The sequence below is a fragment of the Urbifossiella limnaea genome (assembly GCF_007747215.1).
Taxonomy (GTDB): Bacteria; Planctomycetota; Planctomycetia; order Gemmatales; family Gemmataceae; genus Urbifossiella; species Urbifossiella limnaea.
The window spans coordinates 1,373,110-1,397,247 of record NZ_CP036273.1 but is presented as its reverse complement, the minus strand read 5'-3'; the positions used below and the strand labels follow the sequence as shown (position 1 = coordinate 1,397,247).

15 protein-coding genes are annotated in these 24,138 nt (G+C 72.6%); 4 read left to right on the top strand and 11 right to left on the bottom strand.

From position 1 onward, the window contains the following. Positions 1 to 12: 12 nt before the first annotated feature. A complete protein-coding gene (locus ETAA1_RS05575; protein ID WP_145235069.1) occupies positions 13 to 1,011 on the bottom strand; it encodes a Gfo/Idh/MocA family protein in 999 nt (332 codons plus the stop codon). Between the two features lie 59 nt (positions 1,012 to 1,070). Next, positions 1,071 to 1,688, bottom strand: a complete 618-nt coding sequence (locus tag ETAA1_RS05570) for a hypothetical protein (RefSeq protein ID WP_145235067.1) — start codon at positions 1,686 to 1,688, stop codon at positions 1,071 to 1,073. 319 nt (positions 1,689 to 2,007) lie between these two features. Here ETAA1_RS05570 and ETAA1_RS05565 point away from each other — a divergent pair, with 319 nt between their 5' ends. From ETAA1_RS05565 to ETAA1_RS05555, 3 genes are all read left to right on the top strand, one after another. Next, positions 2,008 to 4,176, top strand: a complete 2,169-nt coding sequence (locus ETAA1_RS05565; protein WP_202920685.1) for a DUF1549 and DUF1553 domain-containing protein — start codon at positions 2,008 to 2,010, stop codon at positions 4,174 to 4,176. A 193-nt stretch (positions 4,177 to 4,369) separates the two neighbouring features. Beyond that, positions 4,370 to 6,616, top strand: a complete 2,247-nt coding sequence (locus ETAA1_RS05560; protein WP_202920684.1) for a hypothetical protein — start codon at positions 4,370 to 4,372, stop codon at positions 6,614 to 6,616. Next, on the top strand, positions 6,613 to 8,031 hold the full coding sequence (locus ETAA1_RS05555; RefSeq protein WP_145235064.1) for a DUF1501 domain-containing protein: 1,419 nt from the start codon (positions 6,613 to 6,615) through the stop codon (positions 8,029 to 8,031). The genes ETAA1_RS05560 and ETAA1_RS05555 overlap by 4 nt, the downstream gene beginning before the upstream one ends. A gap of 33 nt (positions 8,032 to 8,064) precedes the next feature. On the opposite strand, the gene ETAA1_RS05550 is transcribed toward ETAA1_RS05555, so the two are convergent. The 6 genes from ETAA1_RS05550 to ETAA1_RS05525 all read right to left on the bottom strand — a co-directional run bounded on the left by ETAA1_RS05550 (position 8,065) and on the right by ETAA1_RS05525 (position 18,271). Further along, a complete protein-coding gene (locus ETAA1_RS05550; protein ID WP_238389378.1) occupies positions 8,065 to 10,911 on the bottom strand; it encodes a prolyl oligopeptidase family serine peptidase in 2,847 nt (948 codons plus the stop codon). 184 nt (positions 10,912 to 11,095) lie between these two features. Next, entirely contained in the window at positions 11,096 to 12,490 is a 1,395-nt protein-coding gene (locus ETAA1_RS05545) for a transposase (protein WP_145233609.1), read from the bottom strand. An 81-nt stretch (positions 12,491 to 12,571) separates the two neighbouring features. Then, positions 12,572 to 13,576 (bottom strand): D-2-hydroxyacid dehydrogenase, encoded by a 1,005-nt coding sequence (locus ETAA1_RS05540; protein ID WP_202920683.1) that lies wholly within the window; start codon positions 13,574 to 13,576, stop codon positions 12,572 to 12,574. Then, positions 13,573 to 14,916: a DUF1501 domain-containing protein gene (locus ETAA1_RS05535; RefSeq protein ID WP_145235062.1), complete on the bottom strand. Its 1,344-nt coding sequence runs from the start codon at positions 14,914 to 14,916 to the stop codon at positions 13,573 to 13,575. The genes ETAA1_RS05540 and ETAA1_RS05535 overlap by 4 nt, the downstream gene beginning before the upstream one ends. A gap of 15 nt (positions 14,917 to 14,931) precedes the next feature. Further along, positions 14,932 to 17,244 (bottom strand): PSD1 and planctomycete cytochrome C domain-containing protein, encoded by a 2,313-nt coding sequence (locus ETAA1_RS05530; protein WP_145235060.1) that lies wholly within the window; start codon positions 17,242 to 17,244, stop codon positions 14,932 to 14,934. 73 nt (positions 17,245 to 17,317) lie between these two features. Then, positions 17,318 to 18,271, bottom strand: a complete 954-nt coding sequence (locus ETAA1_RS05525) for a mannonate dehydratase (RefSeq protein WP_145235058.1) — start codon at positions 18,269 to 18,271, stop codon at positions 17,318 to 17,320. Positions 18,272 to 18,348: 77 nt separating this feature from the next. Here ETAA1_RS05525 and ETAA1_RS05520 point away from each other — a divergent pair, with 77 nt between their 5' ends. Next, complete coding sequence (locus tag ETAA1_RS05520; protein WP_238389377.1) at positions 18,349 to 19,266, top strand: SMP-30/gluconolactonase/LRE family protein; 918 nt, start codon at positions 18,349 to 18,351, stop codon at positions 19,264 to 19,266. Positions 19,267 to 19,272: 6 nt separating this feature from the next. Here ETAA1_RS05520 and ETAA1_RS05515 read toward each other — a convergent pair whose 3' ends face one another. From ETAA1_RS05515 to ETAA1_RS05505, 3 genes are all read right to left on the bottom strand, one after another. Further along, a complete protein-coding gene (locus ETAA1_RS05515; RefSeq protein WP_145235055.1) occupies positions 19,273 to 20,082 on the bottom strand; it encodes a cyclase family protein in 810 nt (269 codons plus the stop codon). A 99-nt stretch (positions 20,083 to 20,181) separates the two neighbouring features. After that, on the bottom strand, positions 20,182 to 22,476 hold the full coding sequence (locus tag ETAA1_RS05510; protein WP_145235053.1) for an NHL repeat-containing protein: 2,295 nt from the start codon (positions 22,474 to 22,476) through the stop codon (positions 20,182 to 20,184). Positions 22,477 to 22,611: 135 nt separating this feature from the next. Further along, positions 22,612 to 24,102 carry a DJ-1/PfpI family protein gene (locus ETAA1_RS05505; RefSeq protein ID WP_145235051.1) on the bottom strand — a complete coding sequence of 497 codons (1,491 nt, stop codon included), beginning with the start codon at positions 24,100 to 24,102 and terminating at the stop codon, positions 22,612 to 22,614. Between the last annotated feature and the right edge of the window lie 36 nt (positions 24,103 to 24,138).

Here is a 24,138-nt window from a genome sequence, read left to right as displayed (position 1 = left end):
CGTCGGATGTCGTTAGCCAGTCCGATCGTGATCCAGGCCGGCGGTCAGTCGGTCCATCCACTGCTGAACCTGGAGTGCGTCGCCGTAAGTCGCGCCGACGGGAACGGCTTGCTCCCCGCGCACCACGCGGCAAAAGCAGCGGAGTTCCTCGGCCATCATCCCCGTCGCCCCGACGGCGTCGGCGCGGACCTCCAGGGCCATCGGCCACTGTGCCCGCTCGTCCCAGACTTCGATCGGCCGGGGGTTCGGGGTGATCCGCGCCGACCAGCCGGCGCCGAACACCTCCATCCGGTCGAACCCCCGCGGCGGCATCCCGGCGGGCGTCAGGTACGACGCGGCGAACGACGCCACGAGCCCGTCGGCCCACTGGAGTTGGGCCACCGCCAGGTCCACGGCCCCCGCGGGCGTGCGGTGGAACCGGGCGCCGAAGTCCACCGGGTCGGCGCGGTTCACGAGCGCCTGGGTGGCGTACAGGTCGTGGACCATCGTCGCGTGCAGCGGGTTCTCCCCGGGGAACGCGGCGACGGTGCTCGCCGGCCGGTGGCGGACGCAGTCGATGTACGCGAGCGGGCCGCGCCGCCGCGCCTCGGCGCAGAGCTGTTGGAACTCGCTGTTGAACAGGACGATGTGCCCGAGCATGAGGTTGCCGGAGTCGGGCCGCACCAGCGGCGCCAGGCTCCGGGCGTCCGCCAGGTTGTCGGCGACGGGCTTCTCCAGCAGCACCGTCTTGCCGGCCGCCAACAGCGCACGGGTGACGGGCACGTGCGCGGCCGTCGTGCAGGCGACGACCCAGGCTTCGGCCCTCGATTCCGTGATCGCCTGTTCGAGGCTCGTCCATCCCGGCACGCCGGGGAGTTCGGGGGCCACGGCGTCCAGGCTGGCCTGTCGGCGCGCCACCAGGCCCACCAACTCGGCCTCCGCGAGGCGGGCCAGGGTCAGTGCGTGAAGGCGCCCGAATCGGCCCAGCCCGACCACGCCGACCTTCACGGGTGACAGACTCCTCGCGGTCATCGACGCCCTCGTTTCACCCGGTACCCGTCAGGCGCCGCCGCGGCTCCGCCGGCGCGTCGTCACAGGACCGATTCGGGCGGCGCGGCGCGGCGGTCGAACCGTTCGTGGACCTCAGGCCGGTTGAGGAGGCGCAGCGTCCAGACCCCGACGGGTATCCCGAGGAGGCAGCACCCCGTCACGACCGGCAGCATCCCGACGACGGCGGCGGCCTTGACCCAGCCGATGCGCTCGAAGCGGGTCAGGTTGTGTGCGCCGACCACCATCACCGTGCCCGTGACGACCCCGCACAGCCCCTGAGCCAGTTGCATCCCGGCCACGAGGAGCACTTCCCCCCGCGTGGCCTTCTCCGCCTTGTGGAATTCCGGGTCGTCCGCGAAGAGCACGGCGAACAGGACGCCCACCGTGCCCAGAAGGATGCCGCAACCGAGGGTGAACCACCCGTGGACCTTCAGCGCCGTGGCCGGGGCTTCCACCTCGAACCGGACGGCATCGGACCGAGGCCGTTGTTCACGCGGCACCCGCCGGTCCGACTCACGACGTCGAAGCTCCTCGACCTGCGCGGGCGACAGCCCGGGCTCGTTGGCGATGAATCTCGCCCCGCAGTTCGGGCACCACGCCCGGTGGGTCTTCTCCTCGTCGTCGAGGTCGAGTACGCACTGGCATCGCGGGCAGGGCATCGCGAATGACATCGGTCCTGTTCCGCCGTGCGACGGGCGCAGCCGCCCGGGTAGCAGACCAGAATCGGACGACGCGAGCCAGTGAAAAGCGCGGGCGGAATCCGCCCGCGCCGGATTCCATGTTGCCCAACAGTCCGGAAGGGGTGATACTATGTCGTAGCTACACCCCGCCAGAGCCCCCTCGTCCGACAGTTTGCCCCCGGCGGACTCGGACTGCCCGATGCCGTGCCCTCCCCACGGGCCTGATATGCCATCCGACCCGAGCCAGCCCCGGCGCTTGTCCGTTCCTCTACCCTGGTGCGCCTGCGCGGCCGTGGTGATGACGTTCGCGTGCCCCGCGAGCGCAGCCGACGGTCGCGTCAGTTTCGTGAACGACGTGGTCCCCGTGCTGACCCGGGCCGGGTGCAACGCGGGGTCGTGCCACGCCAAGGCCGGCGGCGGGCAGAAGGGGTTCCAGCTGTCCCTGTTCGGGTTCGAGCCCGCGGAGGATTTCGAGCACCTCGTCCTCGAAGGCCGCGGCCGGCGGCTCCACTTCGGCAGCCCCGAGAACAGTCTGCTGCTCCTCAAGGCGTCCGGTCAGGTGCCGCACGCCGGCGGGCCGCGGCTGCCGAAGTCGTCGCCGGGGTACGGCGTCGTGCGCGACTGGATCGCCCAGGGTGCTCGGGCGGACGAGGCGACCACCCCCAAGCTCGTCGCGCTGGAGGTCGAGCCGAAGCACGGCGTGCTGCAGCGGCAGGCGAAGCTGCAACTGAAGGCGGTGGCCCGCTACTCCGACGGCAGCACCCGCGACGTGACCGGCACGGCCCTGTTCGAGTCGAACGACAAGGCGCTGGCCGAGGTGACCGAGGGCGGGCTCGTCGCGGCCTTCGACCTGCCCGGCAGGGCGTCCGTGATGGTGCGCCACCAGGGGCGCGTCGCCGTGTTCAACGCCGCCGTGCCGCTCGGCGCGCCGGTCGGCGAGCTGCCGCCGGTACGGAACTTCATCGACGCCGCCGTCTTCGCCAACCTGAAAGATCTCGGCATCCCGCCGTCGCCGGTGTGCGACGACGCCACGTTCCTCCGCCGCGTCACGCTCGACGTGGCCGGCCGGCTGCCGACCGACGCCGAGGCGAAGGCCTTCCTCGCCGACACCGGTGCCGACAAGCGCGACCGCTGGATCGACGATCTGCTGCGGAGCCCGGACTACGCCGACTACTTCGCCGCCAAGTGGACGGCGCTGCTGAAGAACCGCCGCGACGACGCCAGCGACACGGTGTCGAACTTCGCCTTCCACGCCTGGGTGCGCGACTCGCTGCTGTCGAACAAGCCGTACGACCAGTTCGTGCGCGAGCTGCTGGCCGCGACGGGCACGATCATCGGCAACCCGCCGGTGGCCTGGTACAAGCGGGTGAAGGAGCCAAAGGACCAGATCGAGGACGTGGCGCAGCTGTTCCTCGGCGTGCGCATCCAGTGCGCCCAGTGCCACCACCACCCGTTCGAGCGCTGGAGCCAGGACGACTACTACTCGCTCGCGGCGTTCTTCGGGCAGGTCGGGCGCCGGCCGTCCGACACCCGCGGCGAGGACCTGATCTTCCACAAGCGCGGCGTGGCGACGGCGACGAACATCCGCACCAAGGCGGCGCTGCGGCCGGCGGCGCTCGGCGACGCGGTGCCGCCGATCGCGCCCGACGAGGACCCGCGGCTGCGGCTCGCCGACTGGATGCGGTCGTCGGCGAACCCGTTCTTCGCCAAGGCGCTTGTGAACCGCTACTGGAAGCACTTCTTCCAGCGCGGGCTCATCGAGCCCGAGGACGACATCCGCGACACGAACCCGCCGTCGAACCCGGAGCTGCTCGCGGCGCTGGAGAAGCACTTCGTGAGCAGCGGGTACGACCTGAAGGCGCTGGTGCGCGTCATCGTGCGGTCGAGCGCGTATCAGCTGAGCGCGACGCCGAACGCCCACAACGCCGGCGACCGCCAGAACTACTCGCGCTACTACCCGCGCCGCCTGTCGGCCGAGGTGCTGCTCGACGCGATCGACCAACTGAGCGGCACGCAGACCGACTTCCCGAACCTGCCGCCGGGCACCCGCGCGGTGGCGCTGCCGGACAACAGCTACAACCGCTCGTCAGCGTTCCTGCGGGTGTTCGGCCGGCCGGAGGGCGAGAGTGTGTGCGAGTGCGAGCGGGTGCAGTCGTCGAACCTGGCGCAGAGCCTCCACCTGCTCAACTCGTCGGACGTGCGCGGCAAGCTGGCCCACCCCACCGGCCGCGCGGAGAAGCTGGCGAAGGACGCCCGGCCCGCCGAGGAGCGGGTGAAGGAGCTGTACCGGGTGGCGTTCGCGCGCGATCCGCGGCCCGACGAGCTGCGGGCGGCGCTCGGCTACCTGGCCGAGCCGCGGACGGCCGCGACGGGCCAACCGGTGGATGCACAGCGCGCTGCGCGGGAGGGGTATCAAGATTTGCTCTGGGCGCTGATGACGAGCAAGGAGTTTCTGTTCAACCACTGACGGGGAGAAGCCCCCGGCTCGGGTCCGGAGCCCCGAAGGGGCGGCCGTGCGGAGCCCCGGGCGGAGGCCCGGGGCGGCCCGGGGCGGAGTTCGAATCGCATTGCCCGACGTGACACCGCTGACGCCCGCCCGGGGTTCCCACCCCGGGCTCAGCACGGCCGCCCCTCCGGGGCTCAAGCAACGGAACGGTCCCATGCCGAACCTCGCACACCACCTCCGCCGCGCCGCCGCCTGGGTGATCCTCCTCGGCAGCGCCACCGCCGCGCCCGCGCAGTCGGTCGGCCTCCCGGCCCCGCGGCTGCTCACCACCATGCCGATGGGCGGCAAGGCGGGCACGACGGTCGAGGTCGCCGTCACCGGCGAGCACCTCGACGACGCCGGCGACCTGACCTTCTCCGACCCGCGCATCACCGCGAAGCGGAAGCCCGACGCCGGTGACCGCTACACCGTGACCATCGCCCCGGACTGCCCGGTCGGGCTGTACGAGGCCCGCGTCACGACGCGGCTCGGCGTCTCGTCGGCGCGCGTCTTCGCGGTGGGGTCGCTCGCCGAGGTGACGGTGACGACGCCGAACCGGACGCTCGCCACGGCGCTCGAGCTGCCGCTGAACTCCGTGTGCAACGGCGCCGTCGCGGACCGGGCCATCGACTACTTCACGTTCCAGGCCCGGAAGGGGCAGCGGGTGGTGATCGATTGCGCCGCCCGCGGCATCGACTCGAAGCTGAACGCGACGGTCATCGTCGGCGACGCCGCGGGCCGCGACCTGCTCGTCGAGCGGCGCGGCGGCGCGATCGACTTCGCGGTGCCGGCCGACGGCAAGTACACGATCAAGCTCCACGAGCTGACCTACAAGGGCGGCCCCGCGTTCTACTACCGCCTCGGCGTGTGGGAGCAGCCCGCCGGCACGTCGGTCGTGCGCCAGCCTTCGACACAGGCGGTGAACGCCTTCTCGTGGCCGCCCGTCGGCCTGCCGGTACAGGCGGCCACGGCGGAGGTCGAGCCCAACGACGGCGGCCGCCCGCAGCGCGTCACGCTGCCGTGCGACGTGGCCGGCGGCTTCTTCCCCGCCGCGGACGTGGACGTGTACGAGTTCGAGGCGAAGAAGGGCGAGACGTGGTGGGTCGAGGTCGCGTCCGAGCGGTTCGGCCTGCCGACCGACCCGGCGGTCCTCGTGCAGCGCGTCGTGAAGGGCGAGAAGGGCGCACCCGACACGCTGGCCGACGTACTGGAACTGAGCGACATCCCGAGCCCGGTGCGGGTGTCGAGCAACGGCTACGCCTACGACGGGCCGCCGTACAACGCCGGCACGGCCGACGTACTCGGCAAGCTGGTCGTACCGGCCGACGGCCTGTACCGGCTGCAACTCACCGACCTGTTCGGCGGCACGCGGAGTGTGCCCGGCCACACCTACCGGCTGGTGATCCGCCGCGCCGCGCCCGACTTCGCGCTGGTGGCGTGGCCGCTCCACATGGAGCTGCGCAACGGCGACCGCAACGCGCTGTCGAAGCCCCTCTCGCTGCGCGGCGGGGCGACGATGGCGCTCGAGGTCGTGGCGCTGCGGCGCGACGGGTTCGACGCGCCCATCGAGTTGGCGATGGACAACCTGCCGCCGGGCGTGACGGCGCACGGGCTGACGATTCCCGCCGGGAAGTCGCACGGCATGATGCTCGTCACGGCCCGCGCGGACGCGCCCCGCGGGTTCACGAACGCCACGTTCGTCGGGCGCGGCACCGTCGCGGGTCAGGCGGTCACGCGGCCGTGTCGGCTGGCGACGGTGGCGTGGCCGATCCCCGACTCATGGGGCGAGATTCCCAGCCCGCGGCTCCTGGCCGACGTGCCCGTATCCGTCAGCGGCATCGACCTGGCCCCGCTCACCATCACGGCGAAGGCGCCGGTGCTGGAGGCGACCGCGGGCACGAAGCTCACGGTGCCGCTGGTCCACCGGCGGACGAGCGAGTTCTCCGGCGACAAGATCCCGATGAAGGCGGTCGGCGCGGGCTTCGAGAAGGCGCCGGCCTTCGAGCTACCGATCCAGGCCGACAAGTCCGAGGTAGTCTTCGACCTGAAGGCGCTGAACGTGCCGCCGGGCGAGTACCGCGTCTCGTTCCTCGGCGGCGGCGTGGTCAAGTACCGCCACCAGCCGGAAGCGGTGGCCAGGGTCGAGGCCGCGTCCCAGAAGATGCTCCTGGAAGTGAAGGCGCTGGAGGCCGAGGTGAAGCGCGTGGCCGACGACGCCCAGCGCGCCCCGCCCGAGAAGAAGGAGCAGATGGCGCGCACCCTCACGGCGACGACCGCCCGCATGAAGGCCGCCACCGCCGCCCTCACCGCCACCCAGCAGCAGCTCACCCGGGCGAAGAGCGCGGCCCAGCCGCGCGACATCGCCGACATCATCGTGTGCGAACCGTTCACCATCCGGGTCCGGCCCGCGGAGAAGAAATGAGCACTCCCGATCGCGCGTGCCGCGGGCCGGTTCGATTCGGCGCCACGGGCCGGCGTGCCTTCCTACAAACCGGCCTGGCGGGGTTCGCCTCGCTGAGCCTCCCCGGCATTCTGAAACTGCGGGCGCAGACCGCGACGCTGCCGTCCGAGCGGAAGGCAGTCATCATGGTGTGGCAGCCGGGCGGGCTGTCGCACCTCGACTCCTACGACCCGAAGCCCGACTCCGGCAGCGAGTACCGCGGCCCGTTCAACCTCATCCCGACCAAGGTGCCCGGCCTCCAGTTCACCGAGCTGATGCCGCGGCAGGCGGCCATCGCCGACAAGCTCGTCGTGCTGCGCTCCATGCGGCAGACGGCGGGCGGCCACCCGGCCGGGTCGATGCAGCTCCTCTCCGGCGACCCGGACACGCGCGACAAGCCGAAGCCCAAATACCCCGACTGGATGACGGTCTCGAACTACCTCCTCGCACAGCGCGGCCCGCGGCGGAACCCGCTGCCGGCCTACGTCGGCATCAACCCGCCGCTGGAGTACAACGGGCCGGCGTACCTCGGCGACACGTACTCGCCGTTCGTCGTCTCCGGCGACCCGAACGCGCCGTCGTTCTCGGTGCCGAACATCGGCCTGACCGACGCCGACGAGGTGCATCGCCTCGGCCGCCGCACGACGCTGCGCCAGCGGCTCGACACGCTCGACCGCAGCTTCGACCAGGCCCGCGACCTGGCGGCGCTCGACGAATTCGAGGCCCAGGCGCTGACGCTGCTGACGAACCCGCAGACGAAGACGGCGTTCGACCTGACCCGCGAGGACGCCCGCACCCGCGACCGCTACGGCCGCAACGCCTGGGGCCAGCAGTTGCTCCTGGCGCGGCGGCTCGTGGAGGCCGGCGTGGACGTGCTGACGACGAGCCTGAGCGGCCCGCTGTGCGGCCGGGTGCAGAACTGGGACGACCACGCGGTGAACATGCACGTGTTCGACGCCATGCGGTTCCGGTCCGGGGCGTACGACCAGGCGGTGTCGGCGCTGATCGAGGACGTGTACCAGCGCGGGCTCGACAAGCGCGTGCTGGTGGTGGTGACCGGCGAGTTCGGGCGGACGCCGAAGATCAGCTACGCGGCGAGCACCGGGGCCGGCGACGCGAGCGCCCCCGCGGGCACCACGCAGCCCGGCCGCGACCACTGGCCGCGCGGCTTCTCGAACATCTGGGCCGGCGGCGGCATTCCGACCGGCCGGTTCGTCGGCGCCACCGACAAGCGCGGCGAGGACGCGATCGACCGCGTGTCCGGCCCCGGCGACTTCCTGGCGACGATCTACCACCACCTGGGGATCGACTACGCCCGGACGTTCATCAAGGACTTCAACGGCCGCCCGACGGCGATCGTGGACCACGGCCGGGCGATCCCCGAACTGATCTCGTAACCCCTTGGTGCCCTCAACGGCCTCGCTACCGAGTCAGGGCAGCAGCCATCGTTCGTCGAAGTAGCCGGCGCGGATCACCTCCTCCGCCGGCGCATCGCCAGGTCGGGCGGGGGTGCTCGCCCCCACCTTCACGACCGCCCAGTCGCCCAGTCGTGGGAACAGCAGATAGTTGAACGACGCCAACTCCTTCTCGCGGAACGTGTGGCCGCTGTTGAGTACCACGTACCGCCCGGGGGCGAGCGGGTTCGGATGGATCAGGACCGGGGCATGGTTGGCCGCCGCGAACGCCTCCCCGCCGAGCTTCATTTCCTTCTCCGTCCACGCCACCGGGAGGCCCGGCAGCACGCGGGAAATGAGCGAGTTGCTCCCGGGATCGCCGAAGAGGATCAAGTTGCACCGCCTGAGATCCTCTGCGGTGACGGCGGAATCGTCCTTCACGGGAAGGTCGCCCCGGAAGTAGCGGTGCCACTCGGCGGCGAACCGCGTCAGGCTCGCGTCGGCCCATGCCTGGACGGCCGGGTTCCACGCCTTGCCGGTGCCGCGGACGCACAGGAACGGCGTGGTGAACGCGTCGTCGATCGGCCCCTGAAGGCCGGGCCGCTTGCCGTCGAGCGCGACCGTGCCGAGCTCGCCCAGGTAGACCCACTTCCCGTCGCGCCGGCTGATCACCGGGCGGGCGGGGGCGGCGTTTGGGGCTCGTGCCGGAAGGGCGACCGGCGTCCCCCCGACGCGCAACGTCGGGTTCGCCTCCTGCAGCACGGGCGGAAGGAGCGCGAAGCGTGTCACGTTCGTCGGCTCTTTCAGGTCCACCGTCCCGTCGTCCGCGACGGCGGCGTCGAGTTCGGCGCGGGCGTAGTGCTCGCCGAGGCCGAGGACGCGCAGCCAGTGGCACTCGCCGTATTTGAGCGACCGCGTGACGAACCGAAGCCGCCGTGGCGCGCGGTCCACGCCGCGGTCGGCGAACGCCGCGATCCGCCGCATCTGCTCGGCGTGCGTCGCCGGGTCGATGACGTGCCCGGTGCCCGGCGAGATCAGGTTGACGAGCTTCAGCCCCTCCCGCTCCATGGCCCGGCCCATCAGGACGTGCGCCTGGAAGAACACGTCCTTCTCGCCCATGCACGCGACCGCCGGGACGACGCCCGCGTTCGCGGCGTAGCCGACGGAGTCGAGCAGGTGGAGGCCGCGCTCCTGGTGGGCCGGCAGCGGCCCGACCTTGACGAAGTTCGGGAGTGGGGTGTGCGAGAACTCGTGCGTGTCCACGTACCCACAGTACGGGCCGAGCGCGACGAACCGGTCCGGGTGCTTCAGGCCCAGGTGCCACGTCCCCGACGCGCCCATCGACATCCCGCGGAGGACGACGCGGTCGCGGTCGACGACGTACCGCCGGCACACGGCCTCGATCGCCTCGAACACGTCCGTCTCGCCGGCCCAGCGGTAACAGTTCTCGACCCGGCCGAGCGGGTGGAGTTCGAGGTAGTTCGCCGCCGTCCCTGCCGCGGCCGGGGCGTCGCCCTCGTCGAGCCGGGCCATGAACCGCAGTTCGCTGAGGCCGACCGGCTTCGTGCTCCCGTGCAGCACCACGTCCAGCCGAGCCGGCTTCGCGGGGTCGTACCCCGCGGGGACGACGAGCCCGAACGGCTGGACCGAGCCGTCCACGGCGGACACGTAGCCGCGGACGAGCTTCCCCTTCCGGGTCGCCCACGGCGCGCCACCGGCCGCCAACGCGGTGACCCGCTCGACGCCGCGGGCGAGCCCCTTCAGAACGAGCGCCACGTCGGCCGGTTCGAGCTTCGTCTCGTACCGGAGCGCCCAGACGACGGCCTTACGGTACACCTCGACGTCGGCGACGAGGTCATCCCGCCCCGTCGCGGGGCCACGCCTCTCAGCCTTGAGGGCGTCGAGCCGGCTCGTGAGGAGCGCGAGCGCGCGGTCGATTCTCTCCGCGTCGTCGGCCGGGAGGCCGGCGGGCGGGTCGAACGCGCGGGCGGTGAACTTCTGGACGCGCTTGTTGGTGACCTCGGCAACGTACAGGTCCCCGCGGGAATCGACGCAGAGCATGTGCGGCAGCTGGAACTGGCCGGCCGCGGTCCCCTTCTCCCCGAACCGGCCGAGCGGCCGGCCGTCCGGGCCGAGCACCCGCACGCAGTTCGCACGCCCGTCGGCCACGAACAGCCGGTCGCCGGCGCGGAACAGTCCGTACGGGGCGCCGCTCTCCCGCCATTGCGCGGCGAACCGGCCGGCGGCGTCGAACACCTGCACCCGGTTGTTCTCGCGGTCGCCGACGTACACCCGCCCCGTCGCGTCGAGGCAGACGGCGTGCGGCAGGTTGAACTCCCCCTCCCCCTTCCCCTTCGTCCCCCACTCCTTCAGCAGCTTCCCGGCCGCGTCGTACTTCTGCACCCGGGCGTTCCCGTACCCGTCGGTCACGTAGAACTCGCCGCCGGGCGCGACGGCCACGTCGGTCGGGCGGTCGAACTGCCCCGCCCCGGCGCCGGCCCGGCCCTTCTGTCCCAGCGTCAGAAGGAGCTTGCCGGCGGGGTCGAACTTCATCACCAGGTGGTGGCCGATGTCGGTCACCCACACGTTCCCCGCGGGGTCGACGCGCAGCCCGTGCGGGGTGTGGAGGTGGTCGTCGCCCCACGAGCGGAGGAACGTGCCGTCGCGGGCGAACACGAGGACCGGCCGCGGGCCGCGGTGGGCGACGTACACCCGGTCCGCGGCGTCGGTCGCCACCGCCGACACGGGTCCGAGCACGAGCCCGGGCGGAAGTTGCGGCCAGCCCGCAACCGGCCGGTAGTCGGGAAACGGGTCCGGGGGCCGACCGGCCGCGGCGGGTACCAGCAGTGGGAAGGCGAGGACGAGCAGGAGGGTGCGGGGCATGGGTCCGCCGTGCGCCAGGGCAAACCTGTGGGTGGGCAACGACTCGTTCGGCGATCTGGGCGACCACCAGTCTACGGGACCGACGGTCGAAGCGTCGCAACCTTCCGCGTGGACTTCTCGAAGCCTCGCACGCCCGGCAGCGACGCCTCGCGTCAGTACCACCAGGCCATTCACGGTGTGAGACTCACGGATTCCGGCTGACTTTCGCCTGACGGGTCTTCTTCCCCTCGTCGAGCAACCGGGCCGTGGAAACATGTGGGCTCTTGTCCTTGATCCGTCGGGTCGCCGTCCTCGTCGGCTTCCGGGGCGGCGCTTTCTTGATCCTCCCAAGGTCGACCTTGCCCGCCCACTCGCGGAGGTGGCCGGCCAACTCCGGGCTGGGCATCGGACCGAACGCCTCCCATTCCGACGCGGGCAGGGCGATCATCATCCCCGCGTACACCATCGCCCACTCCAGCGCCAGGTAATACCCCGACACCTCCTCCTGCACCTTCTTCTCACCATGCACCGCCCGCAGGGCCGCCTTCAGTACGGCCAGCACGTTGTACGCGGCCACCGCCACGCAGAACCCGAACAGCGCGGCCCTGGGGTACCCCAGGGTGTTCACCTCACAGTTCAAGGCGACTGTCAACTCGTGGAAGGCCCCCTCGATCTTCCACCGCTTGAGGTAGATCTCGGCCACCTTCTTGGCCGGCACCTTCGCCGGCAGGTTGGTCAGGATCTCCACCTCCGCGTCCCCGTCCGCGGTCGGCGCCCGCAGCCGCACCCGCACCTGCCGCAGGCGCACCAACCGCGCCCCACCCCAGCAGACCCAGACCCGCCGCTCGCCCACCCAGCCCCGGTCCGTCGCGACCTCGGCCCCGTACCCGGCTTCGGCCTCGACGCTCAGGTTCCCGTGGCGTCGGATGACGACGTAGGCCCGCCGGGCGGCCACCTCACACAGGAACTCCGCCGTGCAGAAGTTGCGGTCCGCGACCCACACGTCCCGCTCCCGCACCAGCGGCACAATCTGGTCGATCAGCGCCCGCTCCTGGGTGTGGGCGTCCTCGCACGGGACGATGTCGGTGACCAGCATCAGGGCCGGGTCGAGCACGACCAAACTCTGCCCGGGCAAGGGGCCGGCGGTGTGCCCCCGGGTGACGCCCAGCCGCCGCTGGGTGGCGGCCAGGTGGTTGCCGTCGAGGACCCGCACCCGGTAGCCCGGCAGCAGGCTCTTGCACCCCCCGCCCAGCGCGGTGATCAGCCCCTCGCACCGGCCCGACACGTGCGCGACCAGCCCCGCGGACACGCCCGTCTCGATGTTCCGGAGCTTGTCGTAGACGCACTTGAGGGTGACCGGGACGCGGTCCCGCAGGTGCCGGTAGGCGGCCTGGACGTGGAGGGCCTTGCCGCCGACCACCAGGGTCATCAGATCGACCGTCGTGGAGAACAGCAACTCCCGGGTGTACCCGCGCTCGGCGGTCCGGTCGAACAGCGCGTCGAGGGCCGAGGCCGAGAGGGCGTGCTCGATGGTCGCCCGGGACATCACGCTGAGCGGGCTCTCCTCTAGGAACCGCTCGAAGACCCCACCGAACAGCATGGGCGCGCCCTCTCCCTGGCTTGGCCAAGTCCCTGCCAGCGGACGGCTTACGACCGGGATGCGTCACCGTGAATGGCCTGGTCAGTACCACTCGTCCTTGTCCACCACGTTCCGCAGCGGCTCGCCGCGCACGAACCGGCCGACGTTGTCGAGCAGCACGTCGAGGTGGCGGCCGGCGACGAGCGGCGAGTAGCCGGCGACGTGCGGCGTGAGGATGGCGCGGCCCGGCATCCGCCACAGCGGGTGCTCGGGCGGCAGCGGCTCCGTCTCGAACACGTCCAGCGCCGCGCCGGCCAGCTCGCCCGCGTCCAGCGCCGCCACCAGGTCGTCGAGCACGACCAGCGCCCCGCGGCCGACGTTGATGAGGATTGCGTCGCGCCGCATCTGCCGGAACTGTTCGCGGCCGAACATGCCCGCCGAGCGCGGCGTGTGCGGCGCCGCCACCACGACGTACTCGCTCTCGGCGAGTAGTCGCGGCAGTTCGCCCACCGGCCACACGGCCGCGACCTCCGCCGGCACGTCGGCCGGCCGCGGGTCCACGGCGACGACGCGCATCCCGAACGCCGCCGCCCGCCGCGCCACCTCGCGGCCGATGGCGCCGAGCCCGACGACGCCCAGCGTCGCGCCGCCGAGGTGACGGTGGGCGCGGTCGATGGCGTTGACGACGCCCGGCCCCGACGCAAAAGCCACCCGCGCCGCCTCGCCGCCGACCGGCCCCCACTTCGCAGCCGCGGACTGTAGCACGTAGACGTGGAGGTTGCGGGCGAAGCACAGGACGTAGCCCATCACCTGGTCGGCGATCACGTCCGAGAAGAGGCCGCGCATGTTGGTGAGGGCGCACGGGTGGGCGGCGAGCGCGGGGAACAGGTAGTGTTCGAGGCTGGCCGTCGGCGCCTGCACCCAGCGGAGCCGCGGCGCGGCCGCGAGCAGCAGCGGCGTCAGCTTGCCGAAGAAGGCGTCGGCGTCGGGGACGTGTCGGAGCGCCTCGGCCCCGTCGGCGGCGTTCACCACCGCCATTGGGGCAGCGGCTGCGGCGAGGCGGGCGAGGCGATCTGGCTCGACGGGCGGGTGGATGACGAGCTTCACCGCACGACCTCGGTGACCACGCGGCCGGACACGTCCGTCAGGCGGAAGTCGCGGCCGGCATGGCGGTACGTCAGCTTCTCGTGGTCGAAGCCCATCAGGTGCAGGATCGTCGCGTGCAGGTCGTGGACGTGGACCTTGTCCTGCACCGCCTTGAAGCCGAAGTCGTCGGTCGCGCCGTACGCCGTGCCGCCCTTCGTGCCGCCGCCGGCCAGCCAGCACGTGAACCCGTGGTGGTTGTGGTCGCGGCCGTCGCCGCCCTCGGTGGTCGGGGTGCGGCCGAACTCGCCGCCCCACAGCACCAGCGTGTCGTCGAGCAGGCCGCGGTTCTTCAGGTCGGTCAGGAGCGCGCCCGAGGCGCGGTCCATGTCGGCGGCGAGCGTGCGCGTGGCGGCGTTGTGGTTGCCGTGCGTGTCCCACGGCTGGCCGTTGCCGTAGTAGACCTGCGTGACGCGGACGCCGCGCTCGGCCAGCCGGCGGGCCAGCAGGCAGGCGTTGCCGAAGTGCGTGCGGCCGTACTGGTCGCGCACCTTGTCCGGCTCGCGGCTCAGGTCGAAGGCGTCGGACGCCGTGGTCTGCATCCGGAACGCCGTCTCCATCGTGCGGATGCGCGCCTCCAGCACCGGGTCGCCGCCGCGGGCCGCGGCGTGGTCGTGGTTCAGTTCGGCGAGCAGGTCGAGCTGGCGGCGCTGGTCGGCGGTCGTGGTGGATGCGTTGTGCAGGTGCGGCACCATCTTCCGCGGGTCGAGGTTCGTGTGGTTGAGGTACGTGCCCTGGAACTCGGACGGCAGGAACGAGCTGGCCCACAACTCGGCGAAGCGAACCGGCCGGCCGGGGCACAGGACGACGTACCCGGGCAGGTCGGCGTTCTCGGTGCCGAGGCCGTAGGTGAGCCACGCCCCGAGGCTCGGCCGGTTCGGCGTGAGGGTGCCGCTGTTCATCAGGAACAGCGCCGGGCCGTGGTTCGGGTTGTCGCCGTGGACGGCGCGCAGCACGCACAGGTCGTCGGCGTGCGCCGACAGGCGCGGCAGGAGGTCGCTCATCTCCAGGCCGCTGCGACCGTGTTTGCGGTACGCGAACGGCACGCCGAGCAGGCCGGACGTGGGCCGCTCGGTGCGGAGATCGACCTCGGCGGGGCGCTGGCCGGCGAAGCGGTTGATGGCCGGCTTCGGGTCGAGGAAGTCGGGGCCGAACGGGCCGCCGTTCATGAACAGGTGGATGAGCCGCTTGGCCCGCGGCCGGTGGTGCGGCGCGCCCGCTGTGACCTGCGGCGCGAGGAGCGCGGCGAGTCCGACCGCGCCGACGCCGCGGAACAGGTCGCGGCGGGAAAGGGCAGGGATCATGATCGGCCCCACGAATCAGTCCACGAACAGGAACTCGTTGCTGCCGAGCAGCACGTGGGCGTAGCGCGCCCAGGCGTCGGCGTCGGGCGTACTTCCCAGGAAGCCGAGCGCCAGCGCCGCCTCTCGCTCGGTGGGGGCGCGGTGGAACAGCAGCGAGTACGCCCGCCGCACCCGGGCCGCGCCGCCGGCGGGTTCGTCGGCCGCGAGCCGGCGTGCCAGCGCCGCCGCCTCCTGCCGCAGCAGCGGGCCGTTCAGCGCGTACAACTGCTGCAGCGCGGTCGTCGTGGGGATGCGCGCCGCGGTGTGCGTCAGCGGGTCGGGGAAGTCGTGCAGTCGCAGCAGGTCCGTCAGGTCGCGGCGGCGGACGAGGCCGTACAGCGTGCGGCGGCGGTTGGAAGCGTCGGTCAGTTCCAGCGGCGCGCCGCCGAGGTCGCGGCGGAGCGTGCCGTTCACGGTGAGCATCGCGTCGCGCCACGCTTCCACGTCGAGCCGGCGCCGGCTCATGCGCCACAGCAGCCGGTTGTCCGGGTCGATGGTCATCTTCGCGGCGTCGGTGGCGCCACCCTGTCGGTACGCGGCCGACAGTACGATCTCGCGGTGGAGCCACTTCAGCGACCACCCGGCGGCGACGAAGCGGGCGGCCAGGTCGTCCAGCAACTCGGGGTGGCTCGGTCGCTCGCCCTGCCGGCCGAAGTCGCTCGGCGTCTCCACCAGCCCGCGGCCGAAGTGGAGCTTCCACACGCGGTTCACGACCACCCGCGCGGCCAGCGGCGCCCCGTCGGTGGTGATCGCCCGTGCCAGTTCGAGCCGACCGCTCCCCTGGCTGAAGCGCTTCGGCTCGCCGGCGGAAAGCACCGACAGAAACCGCCGCGGCTCGACCGCGCCGGGCCGCGACGGGTTGCCGCGGGTGTGCATGGCGATGTCGCGGCCGACGCCGTCCTCGAACTCCAGCCGCGTCGCGTTCGGCCCACGCGACACCACCGAGATGTGTCCGTCCGCCACGCCGCGCACGGGGACGACCTTGTAGCCCGGCGTCTCCTCCAGTCGCTTCGCCTCGGACGCGAGCACGTCCAGCTGCGCCTTCAGGTCGGCCGGCGCCGGCCGCTTCGCCTTGATCGCCTTCCCCATCTCGTCGAGCGCCTGCACGCCCGCTTCCGCCCGCCGCACGGCGGCGCCCTCGGCCGGCGGCAGCAGCGGCAGCGTCACCTGCCGCGTCCCCGCGATGACGCCGGCGAGGGCGTAGTACTCGCGCGTGCTAATCGGGTCGAACTTGTGGTCGTGGCAGCGGGCGCACGCCACCGTCAGGCCGAGGAACGTGCTGCTGACCGCGTCGATCCGCTCCTCCCACTCGTCGGCGACGATCGACTTGATGACCTCCACGTCGAGCTGGAGTTCCTTCCAGTAGTCGGGGCTCATGCCGAGGAAGCCGAGCGCCGCCAGGTCGGCGGGCGTGGCGCCCGGCGCCAGGTCGGCGGCGAGTTGCAGTTGCACGAAGCGGTCGTACGGCAGGTCGGCGTTGAGCGCGCGGACCACCCAGTCGCGGTACGGCCACGCCTGCCCGCGGCCGGTCACCCAGCTCTCGGGCACGTCGGCGTAGCGGGCCAGGTCGAGCCAGTAGCGCGCCCAGCGCTCGCCGTAGTGCGGCGACGCCAGCAGCCGCTCGATCAGCCGGTCGTAAGCGTCGGGCGCGGTGTCGGTCTCGAACGCGGCCACCTCCTCGGGCGTCGGCGGGAGGCCGGTCAGGTCGAAGGAGGCGCGGCGGATCAGGGTGCGGCGGTCGGCCGCGGCGGACGGCGCCAGCCCGCGCGCCTCCATTGCCGCGAGCAGGAACGAGTCGATCGGCCGCCGCGTCCACGCAACGTCCTTCACGGCCGGCGCGGGGTGGCGGCGGAGCGGCAGGAATGACCAGAACTGCCGGGCCTCGGCCGACTGCGGGCTCGGCGGCGCGGCCGCGACGGTGCCGCCGGGGTAGACGGCGCCGTCCTTCACCCACTTCTCGAATACGGCGACCTGCGCCGGCCGCAACCTCCCCTTCGGCGGCATCTGCAGTTCGGCGCGGGTGCCGTGGACGGCGGTCACCAACAGGCTCTTCTCCGGCTGACCGGGCACGACGGCGGGGCCGGATTCGCCGCCCTTCAGAAGCGCGTCGCGGCTGTCGAGTGTGAGGCCGCCGCGGGCCTTGTTCGCCTTCGCGGAGTGGCAACTGTGGCAGTGCTCGGCCAGGAGCGGCCGCACCTGCTTCTCGAAGAAGGTGACGGCGGTTGCGTCCTGGCCGTCGGCGCGAACGGCGGCGAAGAGCAGAACCGCGAGTGCGATCGGGCCACGCATTCGCACCACCGGGAGGAGTTGCGGGACGGCAGGATTGTGATTCTACCCGACGCGGGGCGGGCGAGTAAACACTTCACGCGGTGGCGTGCATCAGGCCGCGGATGTAGCCGAACGCGAACAGCCGGCCGAGCATCGTGTACCCCGGCTCGCCGTCGTCCTCGCCGACCAGTTGCGGCACGTGGTCCGGCCGCATCGGGCCGGCGAACCCCGCCTCGCGGTACGCCCGCATCGCCGCGGCCATGTCGGTGGGGCCGTTGTCGTGGAACGTCTCGGCGAAGGATTCGGCGGTGCCGCGCACGTCGCGGAAGTGGACGTACTTGATGTGCGGCCCCAGGCGGCGGATGGCTGCGGGGATGTCCACGCCCATCGCCGCGAACGAGCCCTGGCAGAAGCACACCGCGTTGGCCGGGGTCGGTGCCAGCCGCACCAGCCGCTCGAACGCCTCGACCGTGTGCATGATGCGCGGCTTGCCCAGCAGCGCCGGCAGCGGCGGGTCGTCGGGGTGCATCGCCAGTGTGACGCCGCACGACTCCGCGACGGGTAGGAGCTCATTGAGGAGCCGTTCGAGGTGGTCCCACAGCTTCGCGGGGGAGAGCTGGCGGGCGAGCTCGTCGGCGCGGACGTCGGCGGGCGTGTAGCCGAGGCGCACGGCCGCGTCAGCCGCGGTCAGGTCGAAGGCTGTGACCTTCGCCCCGCCGCGCTCGGGGGCGTCGAGCCGGGTGCGGACCCAGTCGGTGCCGGCCATGAAGTTGTAACACAGCAGCCGCACGTCGAGCTCGGCCATGTCGCGGACCAGCGTCTTCAGCAGCCGCAGTTCGCGCCCGTCGTCGGCGCCGAGCTTGATGGCCTCGATCGGCAGGTAGCCCTCGACGACGGACAGCGTCATGCCGAAGGACGCGATGCGTTGCCTGGACGCGCGCAAGGTTGCGGCGTCGGCGTAGCGGTGGACGATGTCCGTGACGCCGCACTGGGCGGCCAGCTGGAGGTTCTCGTCGGACATCGGCGTGAGCACCGTCGCCAGCCGCATGGGCGTCGCTCCTCGGGTTGGCGTCCATGATAGGGCGTAGAACAATGCCGCCCCGTCCCCGAACCCCGGAGCTCTCCGTGCTCACCCGCCTCGTCGCCGTGTTCCTGGTCGCCGCCGCCGGGACCGTTCTCGCGCAAGACGCCCCGATCGCCGGCGTCGGGCCGGCCGGCCCGATCAAGAAGCTCGACGGCAAATACGCCTTCACCGAAGGCCCCGCCCCCGACGCCGCCGGCAACGTGTACTTCAGCGACATCCCGAACAAGACCATTCACAAGATCGACGCCGCCGGCAAGGTGAGCGTGTTCCGCCCCGAGTCGAAGTCGGCGAACGGCCTGATGGTGAACGCGAAGGGCGAGGTCGTGGCGTGCGAGATGGAAGGGGCGGTCGTCGCCCTGTCGGCGGACGGCACGGCCCGCCGCGTCGTCGCTGGCGAGTACGACGGCAAGCGGTTCAACGCGCCGAACGACCTCGTCCTCGACAAGGCTGACGGCGTGTACTTCACCGACCCGATGTTCCGCTCCCCGACGCCGCTGCCGCAGGGCAAAACGTGCGTCTACTACGCCGACGCCGCCGGCAAGGTGACGCGCCTGATCGACGACCTGCCCAACCCGAACGGCGTACTCCTGTCGCCGGACGAGAAGACGCTGTACGTCCTGCCGAGCGGCCAGAAGCAGATGATGGCCTACGCGGTGGAGGCGCCCGGGAAGCTCGGCAAGGGCCGCGTGTTCTGCGAGTTGGAGCAGGCGAAGGCGGGCGGGAACGGCGGCGGCGACGGCGGCACGGTCGACACGAAGGGGAACGTCTACATCACGTCCGCGACCGGGTTGCAAGTGTTCGACCCGACCGGCAAGGCGCTCGGCACGATCAAGTTCCCGGAGCAGCCGTCGAACGCGACGTTCGGCGGGACGGACCTGAAGACGCTGTACGTGACGGCGCGGACGTCGGTGTATGCCTGCCCGATGGCGGTCGCCGGGCACCGCTACCCGGCGAAGTGACGGGCGTCACACCAGCGCCAGCGGCCGCAGCGGCGAGCCGGTGGCGCCGGTGAACTTCAGCGGCACGGCCACGAACGCGAACTCGTACCGGCGGTCGGCGGCCAGCGCCTCCAGCGTCAGGTTCTCGACGATGTACACGCCGCGCTGCGGCAGCAGGTACACGTGCGCGAAGAGCGTCGCGCCGGTCTCGGGGTCGCGCACGCCGGGCACGTCCCACGCCATGTTGTCGGCCCCGACCGCGACCACGCCGCGGTCGGCCGCCCACAGCGTGCCGCTCTTGGCCACGCCGGCCGCGTCCAAATACGCCGCCTCGTCGCCCCACAGCGTGGCGAACCCGGTCCGCACCAGCAGCGTGTCGCCGGGTCGCACCTCGACGCCCTGCGCCGCCGCGCACGCCCGCAGTTCGTCGGCGCTGATCTCGTACAGCGGCGGCAGCCGCGAGACGCCCTTCCACCCGGCCACGTCGAGCAGCACGCCGCGGGTCAGCAGCGGCGGTATGGTCTCCACGCCGAGCGCGGTGAACCCGGCGGGCGTCTCGGTGCCGGCGACCGGCACGCCGCCGTACATGGTGAGGTCGCACGCCTGGTGGCAGAGGGCGTCGATGTGGGTGCCGCTGTGCTCCATCATGGTGAGCGTGCCGGACGCCCCGGACCGCGACCCCTCCTCGGCCGGGCGGTGGGTGTCGGCGTGGCGGCGGTGCAGCGCGTAGAAGTACCCGGGCCGGTGGCTCGGGTGGATCGGCATGCCGGCGAACCGCGGCTGCTCCAGGTCGTACACCCGGGCGCCGGCGAGGCGGGCGATCAGGTCGGCGGTCATCGGGCCTCCGCGGGTCGGACGCGGCCAGTGTGACGGACCGCCGGTCGCGGGTCGAGAAAAACCCACGGCCGGCGGCGGATTTCCTGGCACGACCCGACCTCACCCGACGAACACGCCGCCGGTCAGGACGAGGCCGCCGAACAGGCTCACGTCCTGGAACGTCGCCGGCTCGGCACTGCCGCTCACGTTCGCCCCCAGGTACGCCCGCAGCACCGCGGGGCGGTTCTCGCCGCTGCCGGCGAGCACGTCGGCCCGGTGGTCGCCGTCCAGGTCGGACACCGCGACGCGCACCCCGCCGCGGTCGGCGTCGTTGCCGGCGACGAAGAAGTTCAGCAGCGGCGCCGCCTGCGCCCCACCCACGTTCCCGGCCGCGAGCAGCGCCCCGCCGAGCGCCAGCACCCGCGGGGCGCCACCGGGGCCGCCGCCGAACACCAGGTCGGCAAAGCCGTCGCCGTCCACGTCGCCGGCCGCCACGAACGCCCCGTTGCGGAGGTTCGCCGCGTCCGACCCGCCGAACGCGAAGAAGTCGTTCACGAGCCGCGTGGGCGTGCCACCCAGCACCGTCGCGCCGTCGAACAGCGCCGCCCGCGGGCCGCCGCCGAACCCGGCCGTCACCGTCAGGTCGGGGACGCCGTCGCCGTCCACGTCGCCGACCGCGGTGCGGGCGCCGCCGCGGAATGCCGCGTCGTCGATGCCGAAGAAGTTGGCGCGGACGGCCGGCGTGCCGTCGGCAGCACGGGCGAACACGGTCACCCGCGGGCCGCCGCTCACGTCCGGCGTCACGACGAACTCGGCCCGGCCGTCGAGGTCGAAGTCGCCGGCCGACACGAACCCGCCGCCGGCGAAGTCCTCGCTGCCGGCGAACGGGGCGAACGGCGCGACCAGCAGCGTGGTGTCGTCCGCACCGCTCACCACCGCCACCCGCAGCGGCACGCCGGGGCCGGTCGCCAGGATGGTGTCGTCGAACCCGTCGCCGTTCACGTCGGCGACGGCGGTGCGGGCGTTCGCCGTGCTCGCGCCGAACGCCGCGACCGCGGCCGACGCGGCCGGCAGCGCGCCGGCGGCGTCGGGCTCGAACAGCGCCGCCGTCGCGCCCGCGGCGCCGCCGGCCGCGACCGCCTCTCCCTTTTCGACGCTGCCGATCAGCCGGGCGACGGCGAAGTTGTTCAGGACGCTGGTGCGACCCGCGACGACGACGCGGCCGTTGCGGTCGACGGCCACGCCGGCCGCCTCGTCGTCGCCGCCCGCGTCCACGAAGACGCGGCCGTCGGCGCTGAAGCTCGTGTCGGGGTCGCCGGCCGCGGTCAGCCGCAGAACTGCGAAGTCGTCGGGCGCCGCGCCGGCGGTCGTGGTGCCGACGACGACGATGCGGCCGTCGGGCAGCACCGCGACGCCGCGGGCCGTGTCCACGCCGCCGAGGTTGAACACGGCCTCGCCGTCGCCGCTGAACGACGTGTCGGGTGAGCCGTCGGCGTTCCGCCGCGTGAGGACGAAGTTCGACCCCGCGCCGACCACCGTGCCGGCGACGACGATGCGGTCGTTGCTGTCGATCGCCACGCCGGCGGCCTCGTCGTTGCCGCCGCCGATGTCCACGACCAGCCGGCCGTCGCCGTCGAAGCCGGTATCGAGGGTGACGCCGTCCGCCTGCAGCCGGACGACGCCGAGGTTGCCGGGGATGATCCCGCCGCCCGCGTCGGTGTGGCCGACCACGACGATGCGGCCGGCGGCGTCGATAACCACGGCACGGCCCTCCTCGTCGCCGCCGAGCGTCACGTCCTGCGAGCTTGCGACGGCGCCCGCGTCGGTGAAGCGGACGACGCCGATGTTCGTGCCCAGCAGGGAGCCCGTCTGGTCGGTCGTCCCCACGACGACGATCGTGCGGCCGGGGCCGCTGCCCTGGATCGCCACGCCGTAGGCCAGGTCGTTGTCGGTGCCGCCGCCGGCGAAGTCGAAGCGGGCGCGGCCGTCGACGGAGAACGACGGGTCGAGCGTGCCGTCGGCCGTGAGCCGGGCGACGACGAAGTCCTGGTCGCCGGCGAACGTCGCGGTGCCGACGACGACGATCTTGCCGTCGTCCTGTACGGCCAGGGCGGTGGCCTGCTCGTCGTCGGCGGCGAAGCCGAAATCGACGGTCGCGGTGCCGTCACCGGCGAAGGTAGTGTCGAGACTACCGTCCGGGTTGTAGCGGGCGACGGCGAAGTCGTTGCCGACACTCGTCGAGCCGGCGACGACGATCTTGCCGTCCGCCTGGACGGCGACGGCGGCCGCGGCGTCCACGCCGCCGAAGGTGGTGGTGACGATGCCGGCGGTGCCGAACGACGGGTCGAGGGCGCCGACGGCGGCGGGGACTTCGCGGGCCTCCAGGCCTTCGAGGCGGAGCGTGCGACGGGTCATGTCAGGTGTCCTCGGGCGAGGGGTTCGCGGAACTACCCACGGCTCGCCGCCGGACGTGCGGGTGCGACAAGAATTCCGGAAACGCTCGAAGCCGGGGGGCACACGCCCCCCGGCTTCGGTTGTGAACGGTCGCAGTCACAGCACGGTGACGCGGTCGCCCGGGTCGAGCAGGTACACGCCGTCGGCCGGCCCCTGAAGGAGCCAGTCGTTCCCGGCCCCGCCGACGAGCGCGTTCGCCGCGGCCCCGTCGTCGTAGACGGCCAGGTCGCCGGGCGCCAGCCACACGCCGCGGAGCCCGCCGAGCGCCGCGTCGTCGTGGTCGAAGTTGGTCCGGCCGCCGACGAGCACGTCATCGCCGTCGCCACCGAGCAGGCGGTCGGTGCCGAGCCCGCCGATGAGCAGGTCGCGGCCGTCGAACCCGTCGAGGGTGTCGTTCCCGTCGCCGCCGACGAGCACGTCGTTCCCCTCGCGGCCGTACAGGTAGTCGTCGCCGGCGCCACCGCGGATCACGTCGTCGCCGGGGCCACCCCACACGCGGTCGCAGCCGTCGCCGCCGTCGAGCGTGTCGCCGGCCGCGCCGCCGACGAGCAGGTCGTGCCCGCCGCCGCCGTGGGCGACGAGGCCGGCGTACAGGTCGGTACCGAACACCTGGTCGTTACCGGCGCCGCCGAACGCCTTGACGTGCCCGCCGGCCGGCAGCACGAACGGGCCGTGGCTGGTGCCGTTCACCCAGGCGTACACCCGGTTCGCGGTGCCGCTGCTCCACAGATACACGGTGTCCGCCGCGGGCGTACCGGTAACGACGAGGTTGCCGCCGACCATCCGCGCCCCCGCCGGCAGCGACGCGAGCACCTCCTCGGCCAGCGTCGTGCCGAAGAGCGCCGCCGACTCCGGGTTCTCGGCGGTGATGATGCGGCCGTCCACGATCACGTCGTCGGCCGTGCCGGGGTTGCCGTGGGCGCCGCTGTAGGCGGTGGCGCGGCCGCCGTTGGCCACGACCTGATCGCGCTGGCCGCTGTGGTACCCCCCGCCGTGCCACTCGCTGGCGTAGAACTGCGCGGGCGCACCCTCCAGATGCGGCACCGCGACCTGCTTGCCGGCCAGCGGGCTGGCGCCGTCCACCCGCGCCCACGCCAGCACCGTGACGCCGTGGCAGATGCCCGCCACCGGCTTGTCGGACTCCAGGAAGTCGTTAATGAGGTCGTTGACCGCGACTTTCGCCGCGGCCGCGCCGTTGTACAGCGAGTTGGCGTAGAAGTTGTCGACGCGCCCGTCGCCGTTCGGGTCGGAGTAGGCGTACTGGTACATCGACGCGCCCCACCCGCCAACGAACGCGATTGCCGAGTAGTCGGCCGCGTCCACGGTGCCGAGCGCCACGTCGGGGACGACGGTGCCGGGCGCGCCCGCGGGCTGGCCGGTGTTCGCGTGCGGCGTGCTCGGGTTCGTGGTGGACGCGGCGACGACCACGTTCACGCCCTGGGCCTCGACGGCGGCGCGGGTGTCGGCGTACTCGCGGTAGTAGAAGTCCTGCTGGTCGGCGATGACGAGCAGCACGGGGAGCGGCGAAGCCGACAGCAAATCGCGGCCTTCGAGCGGTTCGAGCGACAGACTGTTCCGACGGGGCATGAGCGTGTCCTCGGGAGACGGCGCCGGGCACGCCGC

Coding starts and splice junctions, on each gene's coding strand:
- ETAA1_RS05575 (WP_145235069.1), bottom strand. CDS start 1,011: ATGACCGCGAGGAGTCTGTCACCCGTGAAGGTCGGCGTGGTCGGGCTG.
- ETAA1_RS05570 (WP_145235067.1), bottom strand. CDS start 1,688: ATGCCCTGCCCGCGATGCCAGTGCGTACTCGACCTCGACGACGAGGAG.
- ETAA1_RS05565 (WP_202920685.1), top strand. CDS start 2,008: ATGACGTTCGCGTGCCCCGCGAGCGCAGCCGACGGTCGCGTCAGTTTC.
- ETAA1_RS05560 (WP_202920684.1), top strand. CDS start 4,370: ATGCCGAACCTCGCACACCACCTCCGCCGCGCCGCCGCCTGGGTGATC.
- ETAA1_RS05555 (WP_145235064.1), top strand. CDS start 6,613: ATGAGCACTCCCGATCGCGCGTGCCGCGGGCCGGTTCGATTCGGCGCC.
- ETAA1_RS05550 (WP_238389378.1), bottom strand. CDS start 10,911: ATGCCCCGCACCCTCCTGCTCGTCCTCGCCTTCCCACTGCTGGTACCC.
- ETAA1_RS05545 (WP_145233609.1), bottom strand. CDS start 12,490: ATGCTGTTCGGTGGGGTCTTCGAGCGGTTCCTAGAGGAGAGCCCGCTC.
- ETAA1_RS05535 (WP_145235062.1), bottom strand. CDS start 14,916: ATGATCCCTGCCCTTTCCCGCCGCGACCTGTTCCGCGGCGTCGGCGCG.
- ETAA1_RS05530 (WP_145235060.1), bottom strand. CDS start 17,244: ATGCGTGGCCCGATCGCACTCGCGGTTCTGCTCTTCGCCGCCGTTCGC.
- ETAA1_RS05525 (WP_145235058.1), bottom strand. CDS start 18,271: ATGCGGCTGGCGACGGTGCTCACGCCGATGTCCGACGAGAACCTCCAG.
- ETAA1_RS05515 (WP_145235055.1), bottom strand. CDS start 20,082: ATGACCGCCGACCTGATCGCCCGCCTCGCCGGCGCCCGGGTGTACGAC.
- ETAA1_RS05510 (WP_145235053.1), bottom strand. CDS start 22,476: ATGACCCGTCGCACGCTCCGCCTCGAAGGCCTGGAGGCCCGCGAAGTC.
- ETAA1_RS05505 (WP_145235051.1), bottom strand. CDS start 24,102: ATGCCCCGTCGGAACAGTCTGTCGCTCGAACCGCTCGAAGGCCGCGAT.